The sequence below is a fragment of the Acinetobacter sp. YH12134 genome (assembly GCF_013418555.1).
GTDB lineage: Bacteria > Pseudomonadota > Gammaproteobacteria > Pseudomonadales > Moraxellaceae > Acinetobacter > Acinetobacter indicus.
Map to the genome: position 1 here is coordinate 104,644 of NZ_VPBT01000003.1, position 23,611 is coordinate 128,254.

Here is a 23,611-nt window from a genome sequence, read left to right on the forward strand (position 1 = left end):
TATGTGCTCATTTAAAGCCAAGATCTTCAATACAGCCAGCCTTTTGCGCTGCAATGAGGGTCGACACAGGAGCCACATCACTATTTGATTGAGAGAATTTCATGCGCCAATATCTTGACCTGTTACAACATATCCTTGACCACGGCGGCGACAAAGGCGACCGTACCGGCACGGGAACCCGTTCTGTATTCGGTCATCAGATGCGCTTTGATCTGTCTCAGGGTTTTCCGCTGTTAACCACCAAAAAAGTACATTTCCGTTCAATTGTGATTGAACTGTTATGGTTCCTGAAAGGTGATACCAACGTCCAGTATCTGCAGGACAACAAAGTTACGATTTGGGATGAATGGTCAACGGCAGAACAGACGGCGCGTTTCGGCCGTCCTGAAGGCGAGCTTGGTCCGGTGTATGGCCATCAATGGCGCAACTTTGGCGCCAGCAAAAATGCCGATAACAGCTACAATCAGGATGGTTTTGACCAGATTTCCTGGCTAATCAACGAGATTAAAACCAACCCGAATTCACGCCGTTTAATTGTATCGGGCTGGAATCCGCAGGAAGCCGGTCAGGTGGCGTTACCGCCTTGTCATACCCTGTTCCAGTTTTTTGTTCATAACGGCAAACTCTCTTGCCAGCTGTATCAACGTAGTGCTGATGTATTTCTTGGCGTGCCGTTCAATATTGCCAGCTATGCTCTGCTGACCCATATGATTGCCCAGGTATGTGATCTAGAGGTTGGTGATTTTGTCTGGACCGGCGGCGATACCCATTTATATGCCAACCATTTTGAACAGGCACAACTGCAACTCAGTCGTGAACCGCTGGGGCTGTGCCAGCTGAAACTGAACCCGGACGTCAAAGATCTGTTCGCGTTTAAATTTGAAGATATTGAAATTGTCGGTTATGAGTCACATCCGGCAATTAAGGCCCCGGTAGCGGTTTAAAGCCAATTAATTCCGGACAAATGCCCCATCCCCCTTTCATCGAGGGGGGTTTTACATTTTAATAGGGTTAATTTTTCGCATGAGATATGGATGAAACAGCATGGCATTTCAAGGTTTAGAAGTTGTACACGTGGTGGCCATGGATCAGCAGCGCTGTATTGGAAAAGCCAATGATTTGCCATGGCATATTTCTGCTGACTTAAAACATTTTAAGGAAATTACCCAGGGCGGCGTGGTAGTGATGGGCCGTAAAACCCTGGAATCAATGGGTCGTGCCTTACCGAAACGTGTCAATTGGGTGATTACTCGAGATCCAAATTGGGCCTTTGAGGGCACCAAAGTCGCCTATTCAATTGAAGAAGCTTTAACTCAGGCCGTGGCTGATGTGCAGGCTTCAGAAAAGCCGGACAGTATTTTTATTATTGGCGGTGGTGAAATCTTTAAACAGACCATGGATATTGCCGACCGTCTGGAACTGACCCATGTCGAGCTGGATGTGCAGGGCGATGCACATTATCCGGAAATTCCGGCAGCGTTCCAGAAAGTCAGTGCCGAGCAACATTTGGATGACAAAACTGGCATTGCATTTGAGTTTGCCAGCTACCGAAAATAAAGCTTATTTTTCTGAATGAATTCATCAGCATGCAGACACCCCAACAGCCCGAACTGGCACAGCGTTTGATTCAAGGCAGTTTGCATGGCCTGTTTAGCCTGTTTGTAATTGGCAGCTCGATCTGGCTGGTGCTGATCCTGTGGTTTCAGCAGCCGTTTGGACTGCTGTTTAGCCGGATCCTGATTGGCCTGTGGATTGCCTTTGCCATGAGCATTCTGGGCATCTATATCAGCCGGCATCTGATTAGCCGTAAACTGGATGTGCTGATTTATCTGCTGGTGTTTCTGTGCAGCCAGCTCTGGTATTTTGGCCTGCCACCTCGCCAGGACCGCGACTGGAATCCCGAAGTGGCGCAGCTGTTACATTCCGAGCGTCACGGCGATCAGGTCATTCTGCACAATGTGCGTAACTTTAACTGGCACAGCGATGGTTCCTACGAGCAGCGCTGGGAAAGTCGCCATTATGACCTGAACCAGATTCGGGGCGTCAACATCATCACTTCCTACTGGATGGGACCACAAATTGCCCACACCCTGGTCAGTTTCGATTTTGCCAATGCCGCACCGCTGACTTTTTCGATTGAAATCCGCAAAGAACGCTATGAAGAATTTTCTTCGCTGGGCGGATTCTTCCGCAAATATGAACTGAGTCTGGTGGCAGCGGATGAAAAAGATATTATCTATACCCGCAGTAATATTCGCGGCGAACAGGTCTATTTTTTCCCGCTGAAGATGCCACGGGACATGCAAAAAGCCCTGTTTCTAGAATATCTGGCCAAAGCCGATGAACTGGCACAACAGCCCAAATGGTATAACACCCTGACCAGTAACTGCACCACCCTGGTCTTTGACATGGTGCAGGCAGTATCCAACCAGACCTTGCCCACCGATTATCGCCTGCTAGCTTCGGGTTATTTACCCAATTATTTGTATGATTTACAGGCGCTTGATCAGAGCTTGAGCATTGAAAGCTGGTATCAGCACGCTTATATCAATCCGCGTGTGGAACAGCCAGGCCAGCTGGACAGTGCACAATTTTCAGCACTAATCCGGCAGGGTTTGCCCGCGCCATCCGCTACTGGTTCTCCGTCAAATCAATGATACAATTTTAACTGGCGATCAAATTTAAAATTTGTTTAGATACATCCATCAGCTTTAAAATAAAGAGAAATCCATATGCTTAAACATCTTGCTGCCGTTGCCCTTTTAGGTTCAGCCCTAGTTTTTAGCGGCTGTGAAACTTTACCAACCCCGGGTGCTACCGTTGAAACTGCCAATCTTGTCCAGCTGCAAAACCGCACTTGGATTGTGACCCAGATTGGCAATACCGCGGTTCGCACCGAACCGACTGCCCACAATATTCCAAGCCTGCAATTTGATAGCGCCACCCAACGCGTTAGCGGTGCCGATGGCTGTAACCGGATTATGGGCAGCTACAGCGCCGGCCGTGACACGCTAACGCTAAGCCAAATGGCTGGCACCCGTATGGCCTGCCTCAACAGCAATGGCATTGATCAGAAATTCAATGAAGCACTGGCCAAAGTGACCCATTATCAGGTCTTTGGTAAAACCCTGAAACTGCTGGATCGTTATGGCAATTTGCTGATTCAGCTGGAAAGTGCCGTACAACCGCGTTAATACTGCACCGGCCTGCACCTTTGCAGGCCTTTTTTATGAACGATTGAAAACAGAAGGCTGACCCTATGCAACAGGCAATTTTTGGTGGTGGATGTTTCTGGTGTACCGAAGCGGTATTTCTCCAACTGCGCGGTGTGGCCAAAGTGGTGAGTGGCTATGCCGGCGGCCAGATGGACAATCCAAATTATGAAGCGGTGTGCAATGGTGATACCGGCCATGCTGAAGTCATTCTGATTGATTTCGATGACAGTCAAATCAGCTATACCCAGCTGTTAAATGTGTTCTTTGCCACCCATGACCCGACCACGCTTAACCGTCAGGGCAATGATGTCGGCAGCCAGTATCGTTCGGTGATTTATTATTTAAATCCGGAGCAGCAGCAACAGGCCGAACAGATGATCCAGCAGCTCAAAGCCGAGGGCATTGCTGTGGTCACCGAAGTGACCGCTGCACCGCGTTTTTATCCGGCAGAGGCCTATCATCAGAACTTCTTTGCCAATAACCCGACGCAAGGCTATTGCAACTTTGTAATTCCACCCAAACTGATGAAGCTGCATAGCAAGTTTCAGGATTTACTCAAACACTGAAACCAGGAAGGCTCGAAAAGCGCCATAAAAAAGGACTGTAATTGCAGTCCTCGTCGTCTGGGGAGGCGGTTAAGCCTGAACAAAAGTGCTCCAGACAAATTCCCGGGTTTTGCCCTGCAAACGCATACTTAACTGGTCATTGGCCTTTAAGGCACCCACCCCGGCCGGAGTACCGGTCATTACCACATCGCCCGGCTCCAAACTAAAACTGTGGCTAATTTCAGCCAGTAGCGCACCAATTTCAAAAATCAGCAGCGCGGTATGCCCCTGCTGACGCAGTTCGTCATTAATATGCAGCGTATAGTGCACATCTTTCCAGTCATTAATTTCTGCAACATCGACCCAGTCTGCCAGTACACAAGCCCCATCAAAGGCTTTGGCTCGTTCCCATGGATGGCCTTTCTGTTTCAGTTCATCCTGCAAGTCACGCAAGGTGAGGTCCAGCCCCAAAGTCACTGCCCCCACGGCCTGCAAGGCTTTTTGCGGATCGGTTTCTGCCTTTAAGGGCTGGTCAATACGCAGGCTGAGTTCACATTCATAATGACAGCTGCCCCAGGCCGGATTCCAGGCAATCCCGGCAGATAACGGACGCAGGCTGCTCGGCGGTTTGATAAACAGCACCGGACGATCAGGAACCGCATTGCCCAGTTCTTTGGCATGATCCGCATAACTGCGACCCACACAGACAATTTTCGATGGACATGTATTCATGATCTTCCCTCTTATGATGTGATGGTTTTAACAGGCTTATTTTTTAAAGGTATTTTCAAACAGGGTCTGATCGGCTGTGCTTTCAAACACGCGTTTTGGCACAATAATCACCATGCGGTTTTTCAGCTCAATCATATAGGTCAGCTTGCCTGAAGCAAAATTCTGCACTTCGTTATAATGCACCACTTTGTCACGGCCATTGGCAGAAATCTCGGCATAATCTTGATACAGCGCAATGCCCTGTTCGCTTTTTCCAAACTGGTATTTGACAAACTGACGCTTAAACATCATCGGCAGGAACCAGTAGCGCATCAGCATCTGTAGCACCAGAAAAAATACCCCCAGCGCCAGATAGTAACGACCTACACCATCGAGGCCCAAATAAATGCCCCAGGCAATAATCCCGACACTAATTAACGGGGTAATAAAACGGGTAAACTGTTTTTTACCAAAGGTGGCCAGAGCAAAGCCATCCTGAGATTCTTCCAGATTTAAAAAATAACGTAGCGACAAGGCAGGCTTGAGTTCCGACATCGGCTCATCATCAAATCAGTTAAATTACGCTAAATATTACACCAGAATAGGTGATTTCCTTATTCTTTTTCTCGCCAGTGCTGTCATGATGATGCTGCAACCACCATTCAAAAAATAACCCGATTCAAAACGGGATGATTCGCTCACCTCCACAGCAAAAACAGGATGTTTTATGCCACAGACGCACACCCGATTGATCGCCCTGCTTTGCAGTCTGCTGCTGCCGGTTTCTGCCTGGGCCAGTTTAGTTCGCTGGACAGGAAAAATACCAGGCAGTTTACAAGGCTATGGCGGCAGTGCCGAACAGCTGGCCGCGCTGACCGGAGATGGAATTCTGATTTATGCGCATGCCGCGCAACCGATTCAGCTGCCAACTTTCGCATCTACAAAACGGGGCAAATTTTATAGCGCTGCGGTGGTGCTGCCAGTGCCCAGTCACACAGTTGCGGCGCTGCTGAGTGATTATTCAGACTATGCCCAGCTGTTTCCGACCTTAAAAAGCGCCAAGATACTGGAGCAGCGTCAGCACATCAGTCAGGTCAAATACCGGATTCATATTCCCACGCCCATTCCGGTGCTGAACTTTAAAGAGGATGTGATCCTGCAACATCAGCGCACCGACAACAGTATTGAAACCCTGGTGATTGACGCACCCATTCCGTATGGCGCCGGAAAAATAGAATGGTTTGCCTTGTCGGCCCATCAGACGCTGGTCACGGTCACGCACTGGGGAGATTTGGCGCAGCCCAAAGGCTTTTTATTTCGTACCATCCTGAATGCCCTGCCCGATGCCAAACTGGGCCTGCCGGCCGGCACCAATGCCTTTATTCTGGAAGCACTGCAACGTAAATTTAAAAACACCACACCCCGAGCCTTACCCGCCGGCGAGGTGCCAGCACCTGAATTAAGTGTCAGCCAGATGAACAAAATCCGGCAGATCAGCCAGAAATCACAAGAACCCGTATCCTTTATTTTACCGGCCTATCAGGTGTCCTATGGTGCAAAGCAGGAAATCATGCGTTTTAGCAGCAGCTATCAGTACTATGCCCAGCCGGCCAGCAAGCTAAAACCCTGGCTTGAACCGCAGGCCTACCAGCACCTGTTTCCACGGCAAATTAAAAAAGTTCATATTCAGCAGCCCTCTGCCCGGCAGCTGGATGCCGACTATAAAATTTCGGTCGGACTGGGCGTGATTCAGATTCCGTTTGATTTTAAACTGCGTTTTCAGGCACAAGGCGCTCTGGAGCAGCAGTTTCAGGCGGTGGGGGGAGATTTACGCTATGTGCAAGGTGGCATGCAGATTTTGCCGCAAGCCGAGGGCAGTTTACTGAATGTGACCAGCGCCATGAACATTGATGCGCAGGCACCGTTTTTATTACGCGCCATGCGCAGTATGCCGTATCACGAGCTGCTGCCGGCATTGGGTGGCAATACCGTGCTGACCTTAAAGATTCAACAGAAGATCAAATAATGCGGGAATGTTTTAGTAAATTATAGACACAAAAAAACCGCAAAATGTGCGGTTTTTTCAGAATTCTTTATCAAGATTGGTGCGCTCAGAGAGATTCGAACTCCCGACCCCTTAGTTCGTAGCCAAGTGCTCTATCCAGCTGAGCTATGAGCGCGACGTCTTGATGGGGTGCATTATACGGGCTTTTCGGTATTTGTTAAGTCTTATTTCATAAAAATGCAACCAAATGGATAGATATTGGACAAATCATGTATTTGTGCGCTGATTTTATACAGGTTTTAAATTGCAGTTGAAATTGTAACAAATAAGGAAGCCGGCTGATGCAGCTGAGTAGCCAAATTGCAGGCACAAAAAAACCGCAACATGTGCGGTTAATTGTTCAAGTTGGTGCGCTCAGAGAGATTCGAACTCCCGACCCCTTAGTTCGTAGCCAAGTGCTCTATCCAGCTGAGCTATGAGCGCGTCACTTGTGTCGTCTATATTAGACTGCGTTATTTCCTGGTTTACTTATTGGTGCGCTCAGAGAGATTCGAACTCCCGACCCCTTAGTTCGTAGCCAAGTGCTCTATCCAGCTGAGCTATGAGCGCGACATAAGTAAAGTGGCGGTGAGAGAGGGATTCGAACCCTCGATACAGTTGCCCGTATGCGTCCTTAGCAGGGACGTGGTTTCAGCCACTCACCCATCTCACCGTAACGTGCCGCCATAATACAAATTTAACTGTAGCACTGCAAGCGCAGTCACTCTATTTTTTGCAGTTTTTTGCTCAATTAAATATTTTTTAAACAATTTATTGCTTCTAGCCTGGCATTTTCTGCAAATTTATGGGGAATGTGATTTTATCTACTCGCAATCATCTTAAAATAAAGACTTAAAACACATTATTGCAATCATTTACGTGCAGTCTGACGCTGCATGACTTATGCTAAACCTATCTTCTGACTTGAAGCCAAAGACATGATGAAAAACTGGGTCGATCCTGAAGCAAAAGCTGAAGCCGAACGTTACGATAATCCGATTCCAAGTCGCACACTGATTCTTGAAAGTATTGAAAAACTGCAACAGGCCCAGTCGCATGCCGACTTGGTTGAATATTTTGAAATTGCCGATCAGAAAAGTATTGATGCCCTGAGCCACCGCTTAATTGCTATGGTGCGTGATGGCCAGCTCATGAAAGACGGATTCAAGTTCCAGCTTGCCGCCGAGCAGCCTACCCATGAAGCCACGGTCTACATTAATAGCAAGGGTCTGGGTTCTGCCCATATTGACGGACAAAATGACATCCTGCTACCCGAGCGTGAATTGCGTCTGGTGTTTAATGGCGACCGCGTTAAAGTGCGCCAGACCTCGGTCGATCGCAAAGGCAAAGCCTGGGGCTTTATTACCGAAGTCCAGCAGCGCCGTGTGAAACAGATCATTGGCAAACTGTCGATGTATGACGGTGAATATTTTATTCAGCCGGGCAATCCGAACAGCCATCAGCCGGTGACTTTAGAAAAAGAGCTGGTTGAACACGCCAAACTGAATCTGGGCGATTCAGTTCGCGTTGCCATTGATGACTATCCAAGCCGTGAAGAATTTGCCACCGGCCATGTGGTGCAGTCGATGGCTGATAAAGCCGATACCGAAATCATCATTCCCCAAACCATTTTAGAGTTTGGTTTGCCGTATGAATTTCCGGACAATGTCTTAAAAGATGCCGACAGTTTTAAAGAACCGTCAGCCAAAGACCGTGAGGGCCGGGTCGATTTACGTGATTTAGCTCTGGTCACCATTGATGGTGAAGATGCCCGCGACTTTGATGATGCGGTGTATGCAGAAAAACGTCCAGGGGGTGGTTACCGCGTAGTGGTCGCGATTGCCGATGTTAGCCACTATGTCCGCACGGGCAAACCACTGGATGATGAAGCCCAGGAACGCGGCACTTCGGTCTATTTCCCGCATTTTGTCTTGCCGATGTTGCCAGAAGCCTTATCGAATGGCTTATGTTCGCTGAATCCGCAGGTTGATCGTCTGTGTATGGTCTGTGACCTGAACCTGTCCCGTGCCGGCCGGGTAACCAAATTCGAGTTCTATCCTGCGGTAATGCATTCCAAAGCCCGTCTGACCTATACCCAGGTGGCGCAATATTTTGACGGCGACAGCGCTGCCATTCCGGAAGACCGGGATGTACGCAAATCGCTGAATACCCTGTTCCAGCTGTATCAGGTACTCAAAGGTTTACGTGCCCAGCGTCATGCCATGGAATTTGAAACCGTCGAAACCTATATGACCTTCGACGAACTCGGCGGGATTCAGGAAATCCTGCCACGAACCCGTAATGATGCGCATAAACTGATTGAAGAGTGTATGTTACTGGCCAACGTGGCGGCAGCAGAATTTGCGCTCAAAAATGATATTCCGATGCTGTACCGTGTGCATGAACCACCTGAGTTTTCACGGATTCAGAAAGTTCGTGAATTTGTAAAACTGCTGGGACTGAATTTCCCGGAACAGCCAACCCAGGCCGATTATCAGGCCGTGATTGATGCCACCAAAGACCGCATTGATGCGCCAAGTATTCATGCGGTGCTGTTACGCTCGATGATGCAGGCCTATTACGGCGCGGCCAATGCCGGCCACTATGGTCTGGCCTATGAAGCCTATACTCACTTCACCTCGCCAATTCGCCGTTATCCGGATCTGCTCTTGCACCGTGCCATTAAGGCGCATCTGGCCCAGAAACCTTATCCGATTTCGGGTGCCGCGCTGGATGATGCCGGTGAGCATTTCTCGCAAACTGAACGCCGTGCCGATGAAGCCTCCCGCTCTGTGACCATGTGGCTGAAATGTCATTATATGCAGCAGCATTTAGGCGAAGAATTTGTCGGGGTAATTTCTGCCGTGACCGAATTTGGTCTGTTTGTGACCCTGAAAGACCTGTATGTCGATGGCATGATTCACGTCAGCCAGCTGGGCGATGACTTCTTTATGTTTGATCAGGCCAGCCAGTCACTGGTCGGTCAGTCACGCGGTCAGACCTTTAGTCTGGGCGATGAAGTCAAAGTCAAGGTGGCCGGAGTCAACCTGGAAGAACGCAAGATTGATTTCGAGCTGGTCAAACAATTGACCCATGCCGGTCGTGCGATCCGCAGCCGTGCACCACGCGTGGCCAAAGCCGCGCCGCGTGCTGAAGCCACCGAAGAAATCTTTCATGATCGTCCAGTCAAGCTTGCCGTGAGTGAAGATGGCGAACAGCCGTTGAAGAAGAAAAAGGCCAAATCCAAGCCGAGTTCTTATGGCAAAAAGCCGGCGAAAAAAGTCACCGCCAAGGCTGAAAGCAAAGACAAGGTCAAGAAAAAAGCCAAAGTGAAAAAGAAAAAGTCCAATGCCAAGTCCAAGCTGGACTAAGCAGCCCGATCAGAAACAGAGCGCCACGGCGCTCTTTTTTATATGAAGTTGAGCAATTCTGTACACACCGCTTGATTTCCCACGCTGGAGGCCCTACATCTATTGCTAAGACAGGACTTCAACATGGAAAAAGAAATGACATTAGAACAGGCAACCCTGCCAGTACCCCAGTTTGACCAGATTACGCTGCCCCAATTAAAACAACAGGTTGAACAGACCATCACCCAAGGGCAGGCCTTTTTACAGCAACTCCAAGACATTCCGGCCAGTAGCGATGCACAGTTGCAGGTTCTGGCGCAGATCGATCATCTGGAAAACCAGATGAGCGAAAGCTGGGGCGTGCTCTCGCACCTGAATGCGGTGATGAACAATGCCGAAACCCGTGAAGTCTATCAAGCGCTGTTACCCGGCCTGAGCGAATACTATACCCAGCTCGGTCAGCACACGGTGCTGTATCAGACCTATCAGCAAGTTCATGATGCAGCGATGTTTAATGACTTGCCTGCAGCGCAACAAAGCGCAATTAAACTGGCGCTGCGTGACTTTAAATTGTCAGGTGTGGCCTTAGAAGGCGAAGCGAAAAAACGCTATGCAGAAATTTCAGCACGCCTGTCACAGTTATCTTCTGACTTTTCTAACCATGTGCTGGATGCGACACAGGCTTACTCTAAACCGCTCACCGAAGCGCAACTGGCCGGCCTACCTGCCAGCAGTGTGGAATTGCTCAAGCAGTATGGCCAGCAACGTGAGCTGGAGCAGCCGGTTGCGACGCTGGACTTCCCGTCCTATCTGGCCATTATGACCTATGCCGAAGATCGTAGCCTGCGTGAAGAATTATATAAAGCCTACACCACCCGTGCTTCCGACCAGTCTGCCGATCAGGCCTTTGACAATACCGCGGTGATGGAAGAAATTTTAAGCCTGCGTCAGGAAATGGCCCAGCTGCTCGGCTTTAACAACTATGCCGAACTGTCATTAGCCAGCAAAATGGCGCCAAGTGTCGAAGCAGTTGAGCAGTTCCTGGTTGAGCTGGCCGAACATGCTCGTCAGCCGGCTGAACAGGAAATTGCCGAACTGAAAGCCATTGCCGCAGCAGATGGTATTCAGCAGCTGCAACCCTGGGATACCAGTTTCTATTCAGAAAAACTGAAACTGGCCCAGTTCAATCTGTCTCAGGAAGCACTGAAACCGTATTTCCCGGCACCGAAAGTGGTTGAGGGTTTATTTAGTATCGTTAAACGTCTATACGATGTCGATATTATCGAGCGTGAAGCACCAGTCTGGCATCCAGACGCCCGTTATTTTGAACTGCAAGATCAGGGTCAGGTGATTGGCGGTTTCTATTTTGACCTGTATGCCCGTCAGGGCAAACGCAGCGGCGCCTGGATGAGCGGTTTCCGTTCGCGCATGCAGCAAAGCCAGGGCCTGCAACAGCCAATTTGCTATATGGTCTGTAACTTCACCCCGCCCGTGGGGGATCAGCCGGCTTTACTGACCCATGATGAAGTGCTGACCTTATTCCATGAATTTGGTCATGGCCTGCATCATATGCTGACGGAAGTCGACAACATTGCGGTGGCCGGCACTCATGGCGTGGCCTGGGATGCAGTGGAGCTGCCAAGCCAGTTTATGGAATTCTGGGCCTGGGACAAAGAAAGCCTGGATGTACTCAGTCAGCATATCGACACACAGGCCACCCTGCCGGATGATTTACTACAGGCGCTGCTGAATGCGCGCTTCTTCCAGTCCGGCATGCAGACCGTGCGCCAGCTGGAATTTGCCCTGTTTGACCTGAATATTCACCGCATGACCCCAGCCTTGACCGCCAGCCAGATTCAGGATGTGCTGAATGAGATCCGGCATAAATATGCGGTGGTGCCGACCACCGATTATAACCGCTTCCAGCATAGCTTCAGTCACATCTTCGCGGGGGGCTATGCGGCCGGTTATTACTCCTATAAATGGGCCGAAGTTTTGGCCAGCGATGCCTTCGATCGCTTCGAAAATGAAGGGGTATTTAACACCGACACCGGAAAGCAGTTCAGGCAGTTTATTCTAGCAGTTGGCGGAAAAGATTCAGCACTTGACGCGTTTATCAATTTCCGCGGACGCGAGCCAAAAATAGATGCATTATTGCGTCATCAAGGTTGGACGAAGCCAATTAAAAACGCTTAAACTAGGGCCTTAATTTGAACACAGGATCAGTATGATGACCATCAAACGTCGTTTCATTGCAGGCGCAAAATGTCCAAAATGCCAGGCTATGGATCGGGTGGTCATGCTGACCTCAGGTGATGATGAATGGATTGAATGTATCGACTGTGGCTATAGCGAAAATCGCCCAACCCATGTCGATGAACCTCAGCCACCGGCAGCGCCTGATGAAGTGGGTGTGATTCAATTTAAACCACGTCATCCTAAGTAAAAAAATTAAGGTTCATTTATTCATGACGCTTGATCAGAGAAATAGCTCAAAACTATTATGGGCCATTATTGGGGGCCTGATCGTAATCGTACTTGTGGTGATGTCTTATCAATGGATGAGCCAAAACCAGAACGCAGAGGCAACACCTGAAGCCCAGCTGCTAAGTCAGCCGGCCGCACCTGCGGCTAAAGCCAAAGCAGAACCGGCGGTGCAACTGGAAGAAGTGCCACAGCAACTGGTGAGTGAAGATATTCTGAAACAGCCGGTTGCTACCAACGCAACCCTGGCCAAAGAAGAAATGGCCAAACTGGAAGACCTGCAGGCACAACTGGATGATCAGGCCGCGCTGCTCAATGCCCAGCACGCCGATGCTGATGAACTGATCCGCCTGAAAGAAGAACAGATTCAGCTGCTCGAAGCCCAGCTCAAACAGCAATAATTATGACCGGCAGTCTGCGTTAAATCGGCTAGAATACATCCTTATTCCTCGCCCGGATTGATGATGACTGCCTCCACGCCTCAGCATGATCTGATCAAAGCCATTGGCTTACTCACCCTCTCTGCTTTTCTGTTTTCGCTGATGGGCGTGTGTATCCGCTACGCCTCGTATACGGTCGACAATGCCACTATTGTGTTCTTCCGTAATTTTATTGGCCTGTTTATTTTTCTGCCGCTGCTGTTCAATAAAGGCCTCGGCTTTTTTAAAACCCGGCGTCTGTGGATGCATACCTGGCGTAGTGTGGTCGGTCTGCTGGCGATGTATGGCTTTTTCTATGCCATTGCCCAGCTTAAACTGTCCAATGCGATGGTGTTTACCTATTCTTCCCCGATCTTTATTCCGCTCATTGCCTGGTTATTCCTGAAAGAAAAAGTCAGTGCAGCCATGCTGATCGCCGCCCTGTTTGGTCTAATGGGCGTACTCTGTGTGGCCAAACCGGATGCTGGCCTGTTCAATCATCTGTCGATTATTGGTCTGGGCGCCAGTTTTCTGGCTGCAATGGCCTTTGTCACTGTGCGCGCCCTGACTCAAACCGAACCACCAGAACGGATTGTGTTTTATTTCTGCCTGATTGGTACCCTGATTTCAGTGATCCCGATGTTCTGGCTATGGCGAAGCTATCAATGGAGCGAACTGGGCCTGCTGATCAGTGCCGGGGTGCTGGCCAATATCAGCCAGATTTTTATGTCGCGGGCCTATAGTCTGGCACCTGCTGGTCAGATTGGGCCGGTAAATTATATTGCGATTATTTTTGCCGGCATCTGGGGCTTTTTGTTCTGGCAGGAATTGCCAGATCTGTCTAGCCTGCTCGGCTTTGGCCTGATTTTAATTGCGATTTTACTGTGCAGCCCGCTGTTTAAAAAAGCCAGTCCTACACAGGCGCCATAAAAATACCCTGACCTTTCGCAAAAGATCAGGGTATGGTCATCATCACGGTTGAACGGCTGGCTTACTGATACCAGCCAAACAGTTTAAAGAAGTATGGTACATAGGCAATGATCAGCATCGCTGGCAGCATCACCAAGATCGGCAGAATCCAGCGCTCAAAACGATAGTAGAAGGATTTGTGGCGCACTTCGGCATCTGCCGCCGCCACTTCTTCATCGCCAATCGACTGCCTCGCCAGCAAGTGATTCAGCGCGACCGGTGGGGTGATATAACCCATTTCAAAGCCAATCAGGGTAATCATCCAGAAATGTACCGGTTCAATCCCATACTGGTAGGCTACCGGTGCCACCGTGGCAGAAATCAGGATGACCGCACCAAACGGGTCCATAATCATGCCGACCAGTACCATCACCAGCACAATCAGGCTAATCACAATAAAGGTACTACTGATATCGGTCGGGAAAGCTTCCATGATTTCAATCCGTTCCAGGAAGCCGCCGACACTGACCGATAAGGCCATCAAAATCACCAGTGCACCAATATGCCCCACGGTTTCACTAATGGAAATGTGCATCGACTTCCAGAAGCCAACCTCACGCTCCGGCTCGGACACCGCCACGCTATGATCCGCCGACATGCCAGTATCCTCAGTTGCAGTATGTACGCCATCGCGGTATTCCACACCACTGACTGCACTGGCGGTCGCCAGCGCCGGTTGCGATGAATCGGTATATTTTGCTGTCAGGCTTTCATCCCAATGACCTACTGGTGGAATTGGCGCCGGTTCATGCCGCAATTTATCAAACAGGACAATTAACAGCAGAATCACAGGCATCATCACCGGCGCGGTAAATTCGTTCAGGTTGGTGTCCAGCGCATATTTGTAGAACATCCAGATCAGCACGAAAATAATCACATACGGCACCACCACACCCATGGCACGTAAAGATCGTGGTGCAGCCACAGCTGGTGAAGCAATCCGGAACTTACTTTCAGCAAAGAACAGCGATACCACCAGGAAAATTGTTGTAGTCAGCAGGAATACATACACGCCATAGTGGTACAGCACATCGGTGGTGACTTCCTTGTTTAAAGAGGCAACGACCACAATCAGCAGACATGGACGTAATACCACCCCCATCGAACCGGACAGTGCCGTTGCTGCCAGAGCAAACTGACGGCGACCGCCAGCATTCCAGACTTCTTTATAAATGATGGCACCGGCTGCGATCACGAAAATCCCCGAGGCACCGGTATAGGCTGTCGGTAATGCTGCACCAATCAGGATTAACCAGGTCAGGGTTTCTGGTGCCAGATTCCATGGCCGCATGATGTTCAGGAATTTATCCACCACACGGGTCTGCTTCAGCAGCATACCGGCCCAGATAAACAGCGCCAGATTCAGGAAGATGCTGGAGAATTCCACCAGCTGGCCCAGGTAAATCCCCTGCCCCATTGGATAATCCATGAAGAAGGTAAAGGCAATACCGGTAATAATGGCCATATAGGCATACAGCGGTACACTCAGGAAAGCCAGACCTAGACTGCCGCCTTCTCGCGTTGGTGCAGGCGGACGAACAAACTGCCATAAACTGATGAGGGTCAGCGCACTAAACAGGATCATCCACAACCAGTAAATGATCTGCATTTCACCGGTCATCGGCACCCCGGAATTCAGCACCGAACGATACTGGCTATAGGCCGAGAACGCCAGAAAGGCATTGGCCACGGTCATGCAGGTGGTATATATCCGATAATCAATTCGTGTGGCAGGCCCACGCAAACCAATATGATGGGTTTTTAAAGTGGCACTAATCGCGGCAAACACCACCATCAACACCAGCAGCAAGGCACGGTTTTCAGTACCAAATTTAAAGATGCCAAAGAAGGTGGTTTCTACACTGCGATAGGTGCGTAAACTTGGATGCGCCTGCATATGCTGCACAGCCTGATCATAAAACATATATTTTTCTTCACAGACCTGCTGCGCGGCCATAATCGAGGCACGCACATCCGATTCAGACGGGGTTCCAAAAATATCAGCAAATTCATCGGCCGCATTGGCTTTCATTTGTGCCTGCACCTGGCCGTCAATATCCGGGTTGCGGTCACAGTCAGGGGCACTTGGTTCAGCGCGCAAGAATGAATACTGCATACCGGTGGCAGGATCACCGTATAGACGTTCGCCCATACGCAACAGCTGGCCGTGAATCATCTCACCGGTTCCAATGATCAGCGTCAGCAGCAGCAACACCAGAATCACAAAGGCGGAAATCCATTCTGTCCATATATATCTGAGCAGATCCAGTCCGGATCTGCGTTGTCCTTGATTTGACATATTTTTTCCTGTTTTTTTATTTTCGGAAACGGCAACAGGGCCGTATTTCGTGCATCCTGTAGCAAGCAGCCATCCTGCTGCTATTCAAATCTTGTTTTCATTCTTTTCGAATGTGCATCAAAGTACATTCATTTAAAATGACAATATTCATTTTCTTTTTGGTAGAAATGGTCAGCCGGATCACTTTTTCAAGCTGTAGGTATAGATCAGATAGACAATCGCCAATCCCGCACCCCAGATCACGCCCAGCAAATGCGCCTCGACCAGTACCGGGCTGCCAATCAGCTCGGCCGTTTCCTTACTGCCAAAGGTATTTTCCCACAGCAGTTTGGCCAGAATCAGCAGCAATACCAGCACAGCAAACCGGCGTTCTTGAGCATCAAGCAGATGCACTACTGCCACCGCCATATAGGCTCCATGCAGCACCCCAGACAGGCCGGCATAGGCTTCAATATGTGGAAACAGGACATAGAAACTGAAACTGATGGCCGGAGGTAATAGTAATAACAGGCTGACAAAATGCCAGGTTTTGACCCGCGGAAAAATAAAAGGCAAACAGGCAAAGGCCAGAATATTCAGCAGATAATGCACCCAGCCCACATGCACCCAATGCGCTGTCCACAAGCGCCAGAATTCTTGTAACAGAGCAGGACGCCAATAAATAAAATGATCCGCAAACACCTGCAAACAGGCCGCCAGCGACATAAACACGGCAATAAAAATAATTTTCTTACTGAAAAAATGAAGTGTCATGTCGTTGTCCCTGTTGAATCTTTTAAGTATAAAGCGTCCTCCTCGTAGCGACTATTTACAGATTGTTGAGTTCCGTATCTGGATCAGCGCTTGTATCTTCACCAAATAAATCATCCAGTTCAGACGCATTGTCCTGCTCATCCCAGAAACGGCTCATGCCATCATCGGCAGTACGTACCCCGGTATTTTCAGTCCAGTAACGGTCTGAAATCCCCTGCACCATGGTGGCAGCCATGCTGTCAATTAGCTTGAATTGCGGGTTAATTGGTTTTTCTTCGGTGCGTGCAGCCGCAAATGATTTTAGCGCATCACGAATTTTGGCATCATCGCCGCTGGCCTGCGCGGCCACTGCATACAGGGCATGCGACAGGCGCACACCTTTCTGCTCACCAATTTGCATCGACTGTTTCAGGGTCTGATACGGCTCCGGTTTGCCCTCTCCCGCACCTGGCAACAAGGTCCAGATCACGGCACGGGTGGCTTGTGGTGCACCCCAGAATTTTTCATTGTTCAGACAGGTCATGCCACGCTCGACCACGGCAGCAATATCTTTAGGCACATGCACCGCACCGCCAGAGTTAATATCATTGGTCATGGCCTGTAAACCACTGATCATGCCAAGCAAATACACGGTCTGATCAATATCGCTGTTCATTTTCGGGCAGCCTTCACCCAGTGGTTTTCTGTATTTCTTTTCCCAGCGATTCTGGAATAACTGATAACCGGTATATTGGCGCTGTGCCGCAATAGCCGCCCAGCGTTTCTGTTCAATCCGGGCATCTTGCGCTTCACTGACCTGTCCGGCTTTTGACGCACGCAAATAACGCAGCTCGGCATCTAGGGCACGGTTTTCCGCACAGATACCGGCGGCTGAATACATCAGCACCGCAACCCGGGTCGGGTCTGCCCCCATATCTTTGGTGGCCATAATTGCAGGGGTCAAGGAATTGCCGCTGCTACAGACCATTTCGGCATCATCCATGGCCAGAATGGGAGGAACAATATGTTTTTCTGTAAAACCTAAAGCCACATTGGCACCGGTTTTCACCACTTGTGAACAGCCGGAAAGAAGTGTTGTTGTGAATGCAATAACCGCCACACCCTGGCAGATTTTTTGGACTTGCGACATTTTCCTGTCCTCTATAATTGTGTTTATGTCCATGGCAACAAACATATCAGATGCATTATCTGAATAAAAGAGCATTTACTCTAATCTGAGAGCTGTACTTTGACATGAAAAGCGGGCAAGAAAATTGACTGAATTTGCAGGAAAGCCAAATTTTAGGCAAAAAAAAGTAGCATTGCGACGGTTCAGCACATGCTACTTATTAACTGGAACCCAATTACGGGCATTTTATTGGTGCAATTCGTTCCTTCAGCAAGATTCCTCATCATCCAGCCACAATTGAACACAATTGCGATGACCAGAAACATTCACGTGGCGATAACCCTGGCGATTTCCCTGTTTGCTGTTGGTGTCTTTAATATATCTGGATAATTTTCAAACACAAGAGGCTTTTGTCCAACAATCGGTATTTTTTGCCAATTTACCGTGACTGTGTAGGACAAATAAAATGATGGACTTTATAAACTTATTTAAAATCAATATCTTATTTTTATATTAAAATATACAACTGTCTGACAATTAGATGGTTTTTGCCAATGTTTTTAAGGCTTTCCACTCTGCAAACGAAACTTGGTCACGCCAGATGACTGCAGATTTGACCGGTGCATGATGAAAATACAGCACCAGATACAGCTGATGATCCAGAATATGCTCGAGCAGACCGCGTTGAATCTTGGAGCCAGAATTAAACTGCAGACTCCACTCTGCCCCATCTAAATGCGCCAAGGCGGTTAATTGGGAGCGTCGCTGAAACCCGTAATAACTGACAGCCGCCAGGAGCAGACCTAGCAGCCAAAGCAGCGGATGTAATAATTGAAAACTTAAAACAGAAAATAGAATCAGCAGGCTCAGCTGAAACAGCAGCGCCAGACGGCTCGGTTTCAGCTGAAAGTCGCGCTTAGCCGTGGACATAGTGTTTTAATTTACGGATCAGCTCGCGCATTTCCGGGCGTGGCGGTTCAGACACTTCCATAAACCAGTCCAGCAAATCCGGATCTTCCTGTTCAACCAGCGCCGCAAACGTGGCTTTTTCTTCCGGATCAGCGGTTAAATAATAGTTTTTCACATAAGGATCAAAGTAGACATCAATTTCCTTTAAACCGCGACGGGCACGATAAATCACTTTACGCTCTTCTAAGCTAATGTCTTCACTCATGGTTTTGTCCACATCATATTGATATCGCAATTAGTTTAACCCAGCCCAGAAAAAGTTTCGATGAATTTATCGGACTGACCAAAACCGCCAGCAAAAAGCCAGAAATGATGTTTCTGCACATTGTACTGCCGGCTCAGTTTGCTTTAGTTTCAAGGCATAAAAATAAGTGAAGGAACTCTAACCATGCAATCTGCTGCAATTCGCCCACTCAACAACATGTTGCCACGAAAATTATTTCAGAGTGAGCATGAGGCATTCCGCGATACGGTGCGCAAATTTTATGAAAAGGAAGTTTTGCCGAATACGGAAAAATATGAACAGCAACAGCATGTAGACCGCGATTTATGGAACAAGGCCGGTGAACTGGGACTGCTGTGTACCACCATGCCAGAGCAGTATGGTGGCTCTGGAGTAGATCGCCTCTACAGCATGATTCTGATTGAAGAACAGGCCTATGCCGGCGACTCAGCCACTGGTTTTTCGCTGCATTCTGATATTGTTGCCAACTATATTAATAATTTTGGCAACGAACAGCAAAAACAGCACTGGTTGCCTAAAATGGCGACAGGTGAAGTGGTCACCGCGATTGCCATGACCGAACCGGGCACAGGCTCAGATTTACAGGCGGTACGCACCACGGCAGTTTTAGAGGGCGATGAATACGTCATTAACGGCTCAAAAATCTTTATTACCAATGGCTATTTATGCGATATGGCGATTGTGGTGTGTAAAACTGGCAATAGCGACAAAGGCTCGGCCAATCTGTCGCTGATTATGGTCGAGGCAGATCGCGCCGGTTTTAGCAAAGGCAAACCGCTGAATAAAATTGGCATGAAAGGTCAGGACACCTGTGAGCTGTTTTTTGACAATGTGCGAGTACCCAAAGAAAACCTGCTTGGGATGGAGGGTATGGGCTTTATCATGCTGATGAAAGAGCTGGCCTGGGAACGCATGATTGTGGCGATTATCTGTCAGGCCGGTGCCGAAGCAGCTTTTGCACATACCCTGCAATACACCAAAGAACGCAAGGCCTTTGGCAAACCGATTGGTGCCTTTCAGAATACCCGCTTTAAACTGGCGGAAATGCGCACTGAAATTGATTTCTGCCGCGCCTATCTGGACCGGTGTATGGAACTGCAGCTTGAAGATCAGCTGAGTGTTGATGCAGCAGCGGCAGCCAAATACAAAATTTCGGAGCTGTTTTCCAAGGTGGTGGATGAATGTCTGCAATTGCATGGCGGCTATGGCTATATGCTGGAATATCCGATTGCCCGCGCGTATTTAGACAATCGCGCCAACCGGATTTATGCCGGCACCAATGAAATTATGAAAGAGCTGATTTCCCGCTCCCTGTAACGCCTTACAAGTGTAGAACCCGATATAAACAACAAGGAAGCTCAATTGAGCTTCCTTTGTTCATTGCACGATCATGACGATGTGTGCTTAAGACACCAGTTTAGGCTTACGTGCAGACTCACTGACTGCTTTACGGAACTTCAGCACCGGATCAGCAAATGAAGCCTGTTTTAAATCCTTACGGTCTTTCAGGTAATTATTGCTCACCCGCCAAGGCGCATGTTTACCCTGCTTTGGCATCACATTCGCGGCACGGGCAATATAACCCGAAGTTAAACTACCCATCACAGTGTCTTCCATCAACTCTGAAGGATCACCTTCCGCAATCACTTCGGTATAGCCTTGCTGATCCATATGATTAATCAGACGGCAGATATAATCCGCAGCAATATCAACTTTTAAAGTCCAGGAGGCATTGATATAGCCAATAATCATGGCCATATTCGGCACATCGCTGACCATCACACCCTGATACAGCATATGTTTCGAGGTATCCAAAGGCTGATGATCAATGGTGGCTTTAACCCCGCCTAAAATCTGAATTTGCAGACCGGTAGCCGACACAATCACATCTGCGTCGAGATGTTTGCCAGATTTTAACTGGATGCCCTGTTCGGTAAAGGCTTCAATCTGGTCGGTTTCAACACTGGCCTGCCCTTCACGCAGCACTTTAAACAAATCTCCATCTGGCACCACACACAGACGCTGATCCCATGGATTATAGCTCGGGCTAAAGTGTTTCATATCCACTTTGCCTTTCAGCTGCATCTCAATTGACTTTAATAAAAATTTACGCAGCAGCTTCGGCTGTTTCTGTGCCAGCGCATACACACCGCGTTGCATACCAATATTTCGTGCCCGCGTCAGCTTATAAGCCAGCTCCTCCGGCAACACCTTGCGCATGTTGTTATAGATAAAATCTACCGATGGAATGGAAGCAATATAGGTCGGTGAGCGCTGCAGCATGGTGACATGCGCTGCACCGCCTTTGACCATTGCAGGCACCAAGGTAATAGCGGTAGCACCACTGCCAATAATCACCACTTTTTTACCAGAATAATCGAAGTTTTCCGGCCAATGCTGTGGATGAATAAAAGTACCTTTAAATGCCGACTGATTCGGGAAATCCGGCTGGAAGCCCTGATCATAATTGTAATAACCGGTACACCCCAGAACAAAATTGGCGATCCAGGTCTGTTTTTTGCCCTGTGCATTTTCAATCACGACAGACCATTTCTGGGTCTGGCTATCATAATTGGCAGACAGCACCCGATGCTGGAAATGAATTTTGGATTTCAGTTGATACTCTGCAATCACTTCTGACAGATAGTTCTTAATTGAAGCGCCATCAGCCAGAATGCTGTCTTGCGTCCAGGGCTTAAAATTAAAGCCAAAGGTCGACATATCCGAATCGGAACGAATACCCGGATATTTAAATAAATCCCAAGTGCCCCCAAAGCTCTCACGACGCTCGATAATTTCAAAGGTGCGCTGCGGGCAGTGTTTGGAAAGATGCGCGGCCAGACCAATACCAGAGATACCCGCACCCACAATCAGAATATCAACATGCTTGTCCATTTTGTTTTTATACCTGTTCAACGTTCTGTTTTTATTAAAGCACAAATTTGACAATACTCAATGTCAAGTTTAATAAAAAGCGATAAAATTTATATCAATTCGGGACACAACAGAAAAATTGTCTGACAAATAGCCATAAAAAAAGGCCGGTTTAAAAAACCGACCTTTTTTTAGAACAACTGAACTGCTCTTGCGAAATTATTTAACTTCGCGATCTACAAGTTCAACGTAAGCCATCGGTGCAGCATCACCTGCACGGAAGCCCGCTTTAAGAACACGTAGATAACCGCCGTTACGTTCTTTGTAACGAGGGCCAAGAACGGTAAATAATTTACCAACAGTTGCTGCATTACGAGTACGAGCAAACGCCAAACGACGGTTTGCAACTGTATCGTTTTTAGCTAAAGTGATTAAAGGCTCAGCAACGCGGCGAAGTTCTTTCGCTTTAGGCAAAGTTGTTTTAATTAACTCGTGCTCAACTAAAGCATTGGTTAAGTTTTGGAACAACGCCTTACGGTGGCTGCTGGTACGGCCTAATTTCACACCACTATTACGATGACGCATGGTGAATAGTCCTACTTAATTAACGGCTACGATAAGCGAAGCGGTCGTCCATGCGGAGACTAGCTGGTGGCCAGTTCTCTAAACGCATGCCGAGCTGCAAGCCTTTCGATGCCAGAACATCTTTGATCTCAGTAAGCGATTTTTTACCCAGGTTAGGTGTTTTAAGTAACTCAACCTCGGTGCGCTGTACAAGATCACCAATGTAGTAAATATTTTCTGCTTTCAAACAGTTAGCAGAACGAACAGTAAGCTCTAGATCATCTACTGGACGAAGCAAAATTGGGTCAACTTCTTCACGAGGTTCTTGAGCCACAGGTGCCTGATCTTTCTGAAGGTCAACAAAGATTGCAATTTGTTGTTGCAAGATTGTTGCCGCTTTGCGGATTGCTTCTTCAGGATCAACAGTACCGTTGGTTTCAAGATCAATGATCAGCTTGTCAAGGTCAGTACGTTGTTCTACACGCGCATTTTCTACGATGTATGACACACGTTTGATCGGGCTATAAGAAGCATCTAACTGTAAACGACCCACTGGGCGAGTTTCACCTTCTGGGAAACGTGAGTCAGATGTTTCATAACCACGGCCTTGAGCCACTTTCAAACGCATTTTTAACGCGCCTGATGCACTTAGAGTGCCGATCAAGTGTTCAGGGTTAACCACTTCAACATTATGCGGTAAACGAAGGTCAGCTGCAGTAACGTCACCTGGACCTTGTTTTTCCAATGTCAAATAAGCTTCATTTTGATCGAATAGCTTAATAGACAATCCTTTCAGGTTCAGCAAGAGCTCGACGATGTCCTGCTGCAAGCCTTCTAAGGTACTGTACTCGTGCTCAACACCCTCAATTTCAACTTCAACCACAGCTGCGCCAGGTAAAGAAGAAAGAAGGATGCGACGTAAAGCATTACCAAGAGTATGACCAAAGCCACGCTCTAATGGTTCCAGAATAACTTTTGCCGAGGTCCCGCTAACCGCTTCGACCTTGATCGCTTGCGGAGTTAGAAACTCATTTGCAGTACGCGTCATTATTGCTACCTCAAG

Annotated in this window: 22 protein-coding genes and 4 tRNA genes; 12 read left to right on the top strand and 14 right to left on the bottom strand. The window is 48.4% G+C overall.

Annotated elements, in window-relative coordinates; all coding sequences use genetic code 11:
- Window positions 1–101: 101 nt before the first annotated feature.
- The 5 genes from thyA (at window position 102) to msrA (ending at window position 3,781) form a co-directional block, all read left to right on the top strand.
- A complete protein-coding gene (gene thyA, locus FTU69_RS03385) occupies window positions 102–944 on the top strand; it encodes a thymidylate synthase (protein WP_005180203.1) in 843 nt (280 codons plus the stop codon).
- A 100-nt stretch (window positions 945–1,044) separates the two neighbouring features.
- The gene (locus FTU69_RS03390) at window positions 1,045–1,557 is read left to right on the top strand and encodes a dihydrofolate reductase (RefSeq protein WP_016658548.1); all 513 of its coding nucleotides are present in this window, start codon (window positions 1,045–1,047) and stop codon (window positions 1,555–1,557) included.
- Between the two features lie 29 nt (window positions 1,558–1,586).
- Window positions 1,587–2,657, top strand: coding sequence for a DUF4105 domain-containing protein (locus tag FTU69_RS03395; protein WP_180103496.1), 1,071 nt, complete (start codon window positions 1,587–1,589; stop codon window positions 2,655–2,657).
- Window positions 2,658–2,732: 75 nt separating this feature from the next.
- A complete protein-coding gene (locus FTU69_RS03400) occupies window positions 2,733–3,194 on the top strand; it encodes an META domain-containing protein (protein WP_005180208.1) in 462 nt (153 codons plus the stop codon).
- Window positions 3,195–3,259: 65 nt separating this feature from the next.
- Window positions 3,260–3,781 (top strand): peptide-methionine (S)-S-oxide reductase MsrA, encoded by a 522-nt coding sequence (msrA, locus tag FTU69_RS03405; protein ID WP_180103497.1) that lies wholly within the window; start codon window positions 3,260–3,262, stop codon window positions 3,779–3,781.
- Window positions 3,782–3,850: 69 nt separating this feature from the next.
- On the opposite strand, the gene FTU69_RS03410 is transcribed toward msrA, so the two are convergent.
- Together FTU69_RS03410 and FTU69_RS03415 are read right to left on the bottom strand one after the other, a co-directional pair.
- A complete protein-coding gene (locus FTU69_RS03410; protein ID WP_180103498.1) occupies window positions 3,851–4,492 on the bottom strand; it encodes a fumarylacetoacetate hydrolase family protein in 642 nt (213 codons plus the stop codon).
- A 36-nt stretch (window positions 4,493–4,528) separates the two neighbouring features.
- Window positions 4,529–5,026 carry a YcxB family protein gene (locus FTU69_RS03415; RefSeq protein WP_005180217.1) on the bottom strand — a complete coding sequence of 166 codons (498 nt, stop codon included), beginning with the start codon at window positions 5,024–5,026 and terminating at the stop codon, window positions 4,529–4,531.
- 172 nt (window positions 5,027–5,198) lie between these two features.
- Here FTU69_RS03415 and FTU69_RS03420 point away from each other — a divergent pair, with 172 nt between their 5' ends.
- A complete protein-coding gene (locus tag FTU69_RS03420; RefSeq protein ID WP_180103499.1) occupies window positions 5,199–6,497 on the top strand; it encodes an SRPBCC family protein in 1,299 nt (432 codons plus the stop codon).
- A gap of 77 nt (window positions 6,498–6,574) precedes the next feature.
- Here FTU69_RS03420 and FTU69_RS03425 read toward each other — a convergent pair.
- From FTU69_RS03425 to FTU69_RS03440, 4 genes are all read right to left on the bottom strand, one after another.
- A tRNA-Arg gene (locus tag FTU69_RS03425) sits at window positions 6,575–6,651 on the bottom strand.
- Window positions 6,652–6,882: 231 nt separating this feature from the next.
- Window positions 6,883–6,959 (bottom strand) — tRNA-Arg (locus tag FTU69_RS03430).
- Window positions 6,960–7,008: 49 nt separating this feature from the next.
- Window positions 7,009–7,085: transfer RNA gene (locus FTU69_RS03435), tRNA-Arg, on the bottom strand.
- A 13-nt stretch (window positions 7,086–7,098) separates the two neighbouring features.
- Window positions 7,099–7,188 (bottom strand) — tRNA-Ser (locus FTU69_RS03440).
- 265 nt (window positions 7,189–7,453) lie between these two features.
- Between FTU69_RS03440 and rnr the strand changes: the two genes are divergently transcribed.
- The 5 genes from rnr to FTU69_RS03465 all read left to right on the top strand — a co-directional run bounded on the left by rnr (window position 7,454) and on the right by FTU69_RS03465 (window position 13,698).
- Complete coding sequence (gene rnr, locus FTU69_RS03445) at window positions 7,454–9,886, top strand: ribonuclease R (protein ID WP_104483961.1); 2,433 nt, start codon at window positions 7,454–7,456, stop codon at window positions 9,884–9,886.
- 135 nt (window positions 9,887–10,021) lie between these two features.
- Complete coding sequence (locus FTU69_RS03450) at window positions 10,022–12,061, top strand: M3 family metallopeptidase (protein WP_180103529.1); 2,040 nt, start codon at window positions 10,022–10,024, stop codon at window positions 12,059–12,061.
- Window positions 12,062–12,101: 40 nt separating this feature from the next.
- Window positions 12,102–12,311, top strand: coding sequence for a YheV family putative zinc ribbon protein (locus FTU69_RS03455; protein WP_171065117.1), 210 nt, complete (start codon window positions 12,102–12,104; stop codon window positions 12,309–12,311).
- Window positions 12,312–12,333: 22 nt separating this feature from the next.
- Window positions 12,334–12,750, top strand: coding sequence for a hypothetical protein (locus FTU69_RS03460; RefSeq protein WP_180103500.1), 417 nt, complete (start codon window positions 12,334–12,336; stop codon window positions 12,748–12,750).
- A gap of 60 nt (window positions 12,751–12,810) precedes the next feature.
- On the top strand, window positions 12,811–13,698 hold the full coding sequence (locus tag FTU69_RS03465; protein ID WP_373685077.1) for a DMT family transporter: 888 nt from the start codon (window positions 12,811–12,813) through the stop codon (window positions 13,696–13,698).
- A 61-nt stretch (window positions 13,699–13,759) separates the two neighbouring features.
- On the opposite strand, the gene FTU69_RS03470 is transcribed toward FTU69_RS03465, so the two are convergent.
- The 5 genes from FTU69_RS03470 to FTU69_RS03490 form a co-directional block, all read right to left on the bottom strand.
- The gene (locus FTU69_RS03470; RefSeq protein ID WP_180103501.1) at window positions 13,760–16,036 is read right to left on the bottom strand and encodes a TRAP transporter large permease subunit; all 2,277 of its coding nucleotides are present in this window, start codon (window positions 16,034–16,036) and stop codon (window positions 13,760–13,762) included.
- A gap of 180 nt (window positions 16,037–16,216) precedes the next feature.
- Complete coding sequence (rrtA, locus tag FTU69_RS03475) at window positions 16,217–16,789, bottom strand: rhombosortase (RefSeq protein ID WP_180103502.1); 573 nt, start codon at window positions 16,787–16,789, stop codon at window positions 16,217–16,219.
- A 55-nt stretch (window positions 16,790–16,844) separates the two neighbouring features.
- Window positions 16,845–17,918: a hypothetical protein gene (locus FTU69_RS03480; protein ID WP_163145409.1), complete on the bottom strand. Its 1,074-nt coding sequence runs from the start codon at window positions 17,916–17,918 to the stop codon at window positions 16,845–16,847.
- Window positions 17,919–18,434: 516 nt separating this feature from the next.
- The gene (locus FTU69_RS03485) at window positions 18,435–18,827 is read right to left on the bottom strand and encodes a hypothetical protein (RefSeq protein WP_005180237.1); all 393 of its coding nucleotides are present in this window, start codon (window positions 18,825–18,827) and stop codon (window positions 18,435–18,437) included.
- Entirely contained in the window at window positions 18,814–19,071 is a 258-nt protein-coding gene (locus tag FTU69_RS03490) for a succinate dehydrogenase assembly factor 2 (protein ID WP_005180238.1), read from the bottom strand. Before FTU69_RS03490 ends, FTU69_RS03485 begins: the two co-directional genes overlap by 14 nt.
- Window positions 19,072–19,254: 183 nt before the next feature.
- Here FTU69_RS03490 and FTU69_RS03495 point away from each other — a divergent pair, with 183 nt between their 5' ends.
- Window positions 19,255–20,427 (top strand): acyl-CoA dehydrogenase family protein, encoded by a 1,173-nt coding sequence (locus FTU69_RS03495; RefSeq protein ID WP_180103503.1) that lies wholly within the window; start codon window positions 19,255–19,257, stop codon window positions 20,425–20,427.
- A gap of 87 nt (window positions 20,428–20,514) precedes the next feature.
- Here the strand turns inward: FTU69_RS03495 and FTU69_RS03500 are convergent, their stop codons facing one another.
- From FTU69_RS03500 to FTU69_RS03510, 3 genes are all read right to left on the bottom strand, one after another.
- Complete coding sequence (locus FTU69_RS03500) at window positions 20,515–22,005, bottom strand: NAD(P)/FAD-dependent oxidoreductase (protein ID WP_005180241.1); 1,491 nt, start codon at window positions 22,003–22,005, stop codon at window positions 20,515–20,517.
- 198 nt (window positions 22,006–22,203) lie between these two features.
- Window positions 22,204–22,569 (bottom strand): 50S ribosomal protein L17, encoded by a 366-nt coding sequence (rplQ, locus tag FTU69_RS03505; RefSeq protein ID WP_004754212.1) that lies wholly within the window; start codon window positions 22,567–22,569, stop codon window positions 22,204–22,206.
- A 19-nt stretch (window positions 22,570–22,588) separates the two neighbouring features.
- Window positions 22,589–23,596: a DNA-directed RNA polymerase subunit alpha gene (locus FTU69_RS03510; RefSeq protein WP_005180245.1), complete on the bottom strand. Its 1,008-nt coding sequence runs from the start codon at window positions 23,594–23,596 to the stop codon at window positions 22,589–22,591.
- Window positions 23,597–23,611 lie beyond the last annotated feature (15 nt).

Bases quoted from the DNA above. Each gene is read 5' to 3' on its own strand.
- thyA (WP_005180203.1), top strand. From the start codon at position 102: ATGCGCCAATATCTTGACCTGTTACAACATATCCTTGACCACGGCGGC.
- FTU69_RS03390 (WP_016658548.1), top strand. From the start codon at position 1,045: ATGGCATTTCAAGGTTTAGAAGTTGTACACGTGGTGGCCATGGATCAG.
- FTU69_RS03395 (WP_180103496.1), top strand. From the start codon at position 1,587: ATGCAGACACCCCAACAGCCCGAACTGGCACAGCGTTTGATTCAAGGC.
- FTU69_RS03400 (WP_005180208.1), top strand. From the start codon at position 2,733: ATGCTTAAACATCTTGCTGCCGTTGCCCTTTTAGGTTCAGCCCTAGTT.
- msrA (WP_180103497.1), top strand. From the start codon at position 3,260: ATGCAACAGGCAATTTTTGGTGGTGGATGTTTCTGGTGTACCGAAGCG.
- FTU69_RS03410 (WP_180103498.1), bottom strand. From the start codon at position 4,492: ATGAATACATGTCCATCGAAAATTGTCTGTGTGGGTCGCAGTTATGCG.
- FTU69_RS03415 (WP_005180217.1), bottom strand. From the start codon at position 5,026: ATGTCGGAACTCAAGCCTGCCTTGTCGCTACGTTATTTTTTAAATCTG.
- FTU69_RS03420 (WP_180103499.1), top strand. From the start codon at position 5,199: ATGCCACAGACGCACACCCGATTGATCGCCCTGCTTTGCAGTCTGCTG.
- rnr (WP_104483961.1), top strand. From the start codon at position 7,454: ATGATGAAAAACTGGGTCGATCCTGAAGCAAAAGCTGAAGCCGAACGT.
- FTU69_RS03450 (WP_180103529.1), top strand. From the start codon at position 10,022: ATGACATTAGAACAGGCAACCCTGCCAGTACCCCAGTTTGACCAGATT.
- FTU69_RS03460 (WP_180103500.1), top strand. From the start codon at position 12,334: ATGACGCTTGATCAGAGAAATAGCTCAAAACTATTATGGGCCATTATT.
- FTU69_RS03465 (WP_373685077.1), top strand. From the start codon at position 12,811: ATGATGACTGCCTCCACGCCTCAGCATGATCTGATCAAAGCCATTGGC.
- FTU69_RS03470 (WP_180103501.1), bottom strand. From the start codon at position 16,036: ATGTCAAATCAAGGACAACGCAGATCCGGACTGGATCTGCTCAGATAT.
- rrtA (WP_180103502.1), bottom strand. From the start codon at position 16,789: ATGACACTTCATTTTTTCAGTAAGAAAATTATTTTTATTGCCGTGTTT.
- FTU69_RS03480 (WP_163145409.1), bottom strand. From the start codon at position 17,918: ATGTCGCAAGTCCAAAAAATCTGCCAGGGTGTGGCGGTTATTGCATTC.
- FTU69_RS03485 (WP_005180237.1), bottom strand. From the start codon at position 18,827: ATGTCCACGGCTAAGCGCGACTTTCAGCTGAAACCGAGCCGTCTGGCG.
- FTU69_RS03490 (WP_005180238.1), bottom strand. From the start codon at position 19,071: ATGAGTGAAGACATTAGCTTAGAAGAGCGTAAAGTGATTTATCGTGCC.
- FTU69_RS03495 (WP_180103503.1), top strand. From the start codon at position 19,255: ATGCAATCTGCTGCAATTCGCCCACTCAACAACATGTTGCCACGAAAA.
- FTU69_RS03500 (WP_005180241.1), bottom strand. From the start codon at position 22,005: ATGGACAAGCATGTTGATATTCTGATTGTGGGTGCGGGTATCTCTGGT.
- rplQ (WP_004754212.1), bottom strand. From the start codon at position 22,569: ATGCGTCATCGTAATAGTGGTGTGAAATTAGGCCGTACCAGCAGCCAC.
- FTU69_RS03510 (WP_005180245.1), bottom strand. From the start codon at position 23,596: ATGACGCGTACTGCAAATGAGTTTCTAACTCCGCAAGCGATCAAGGTC.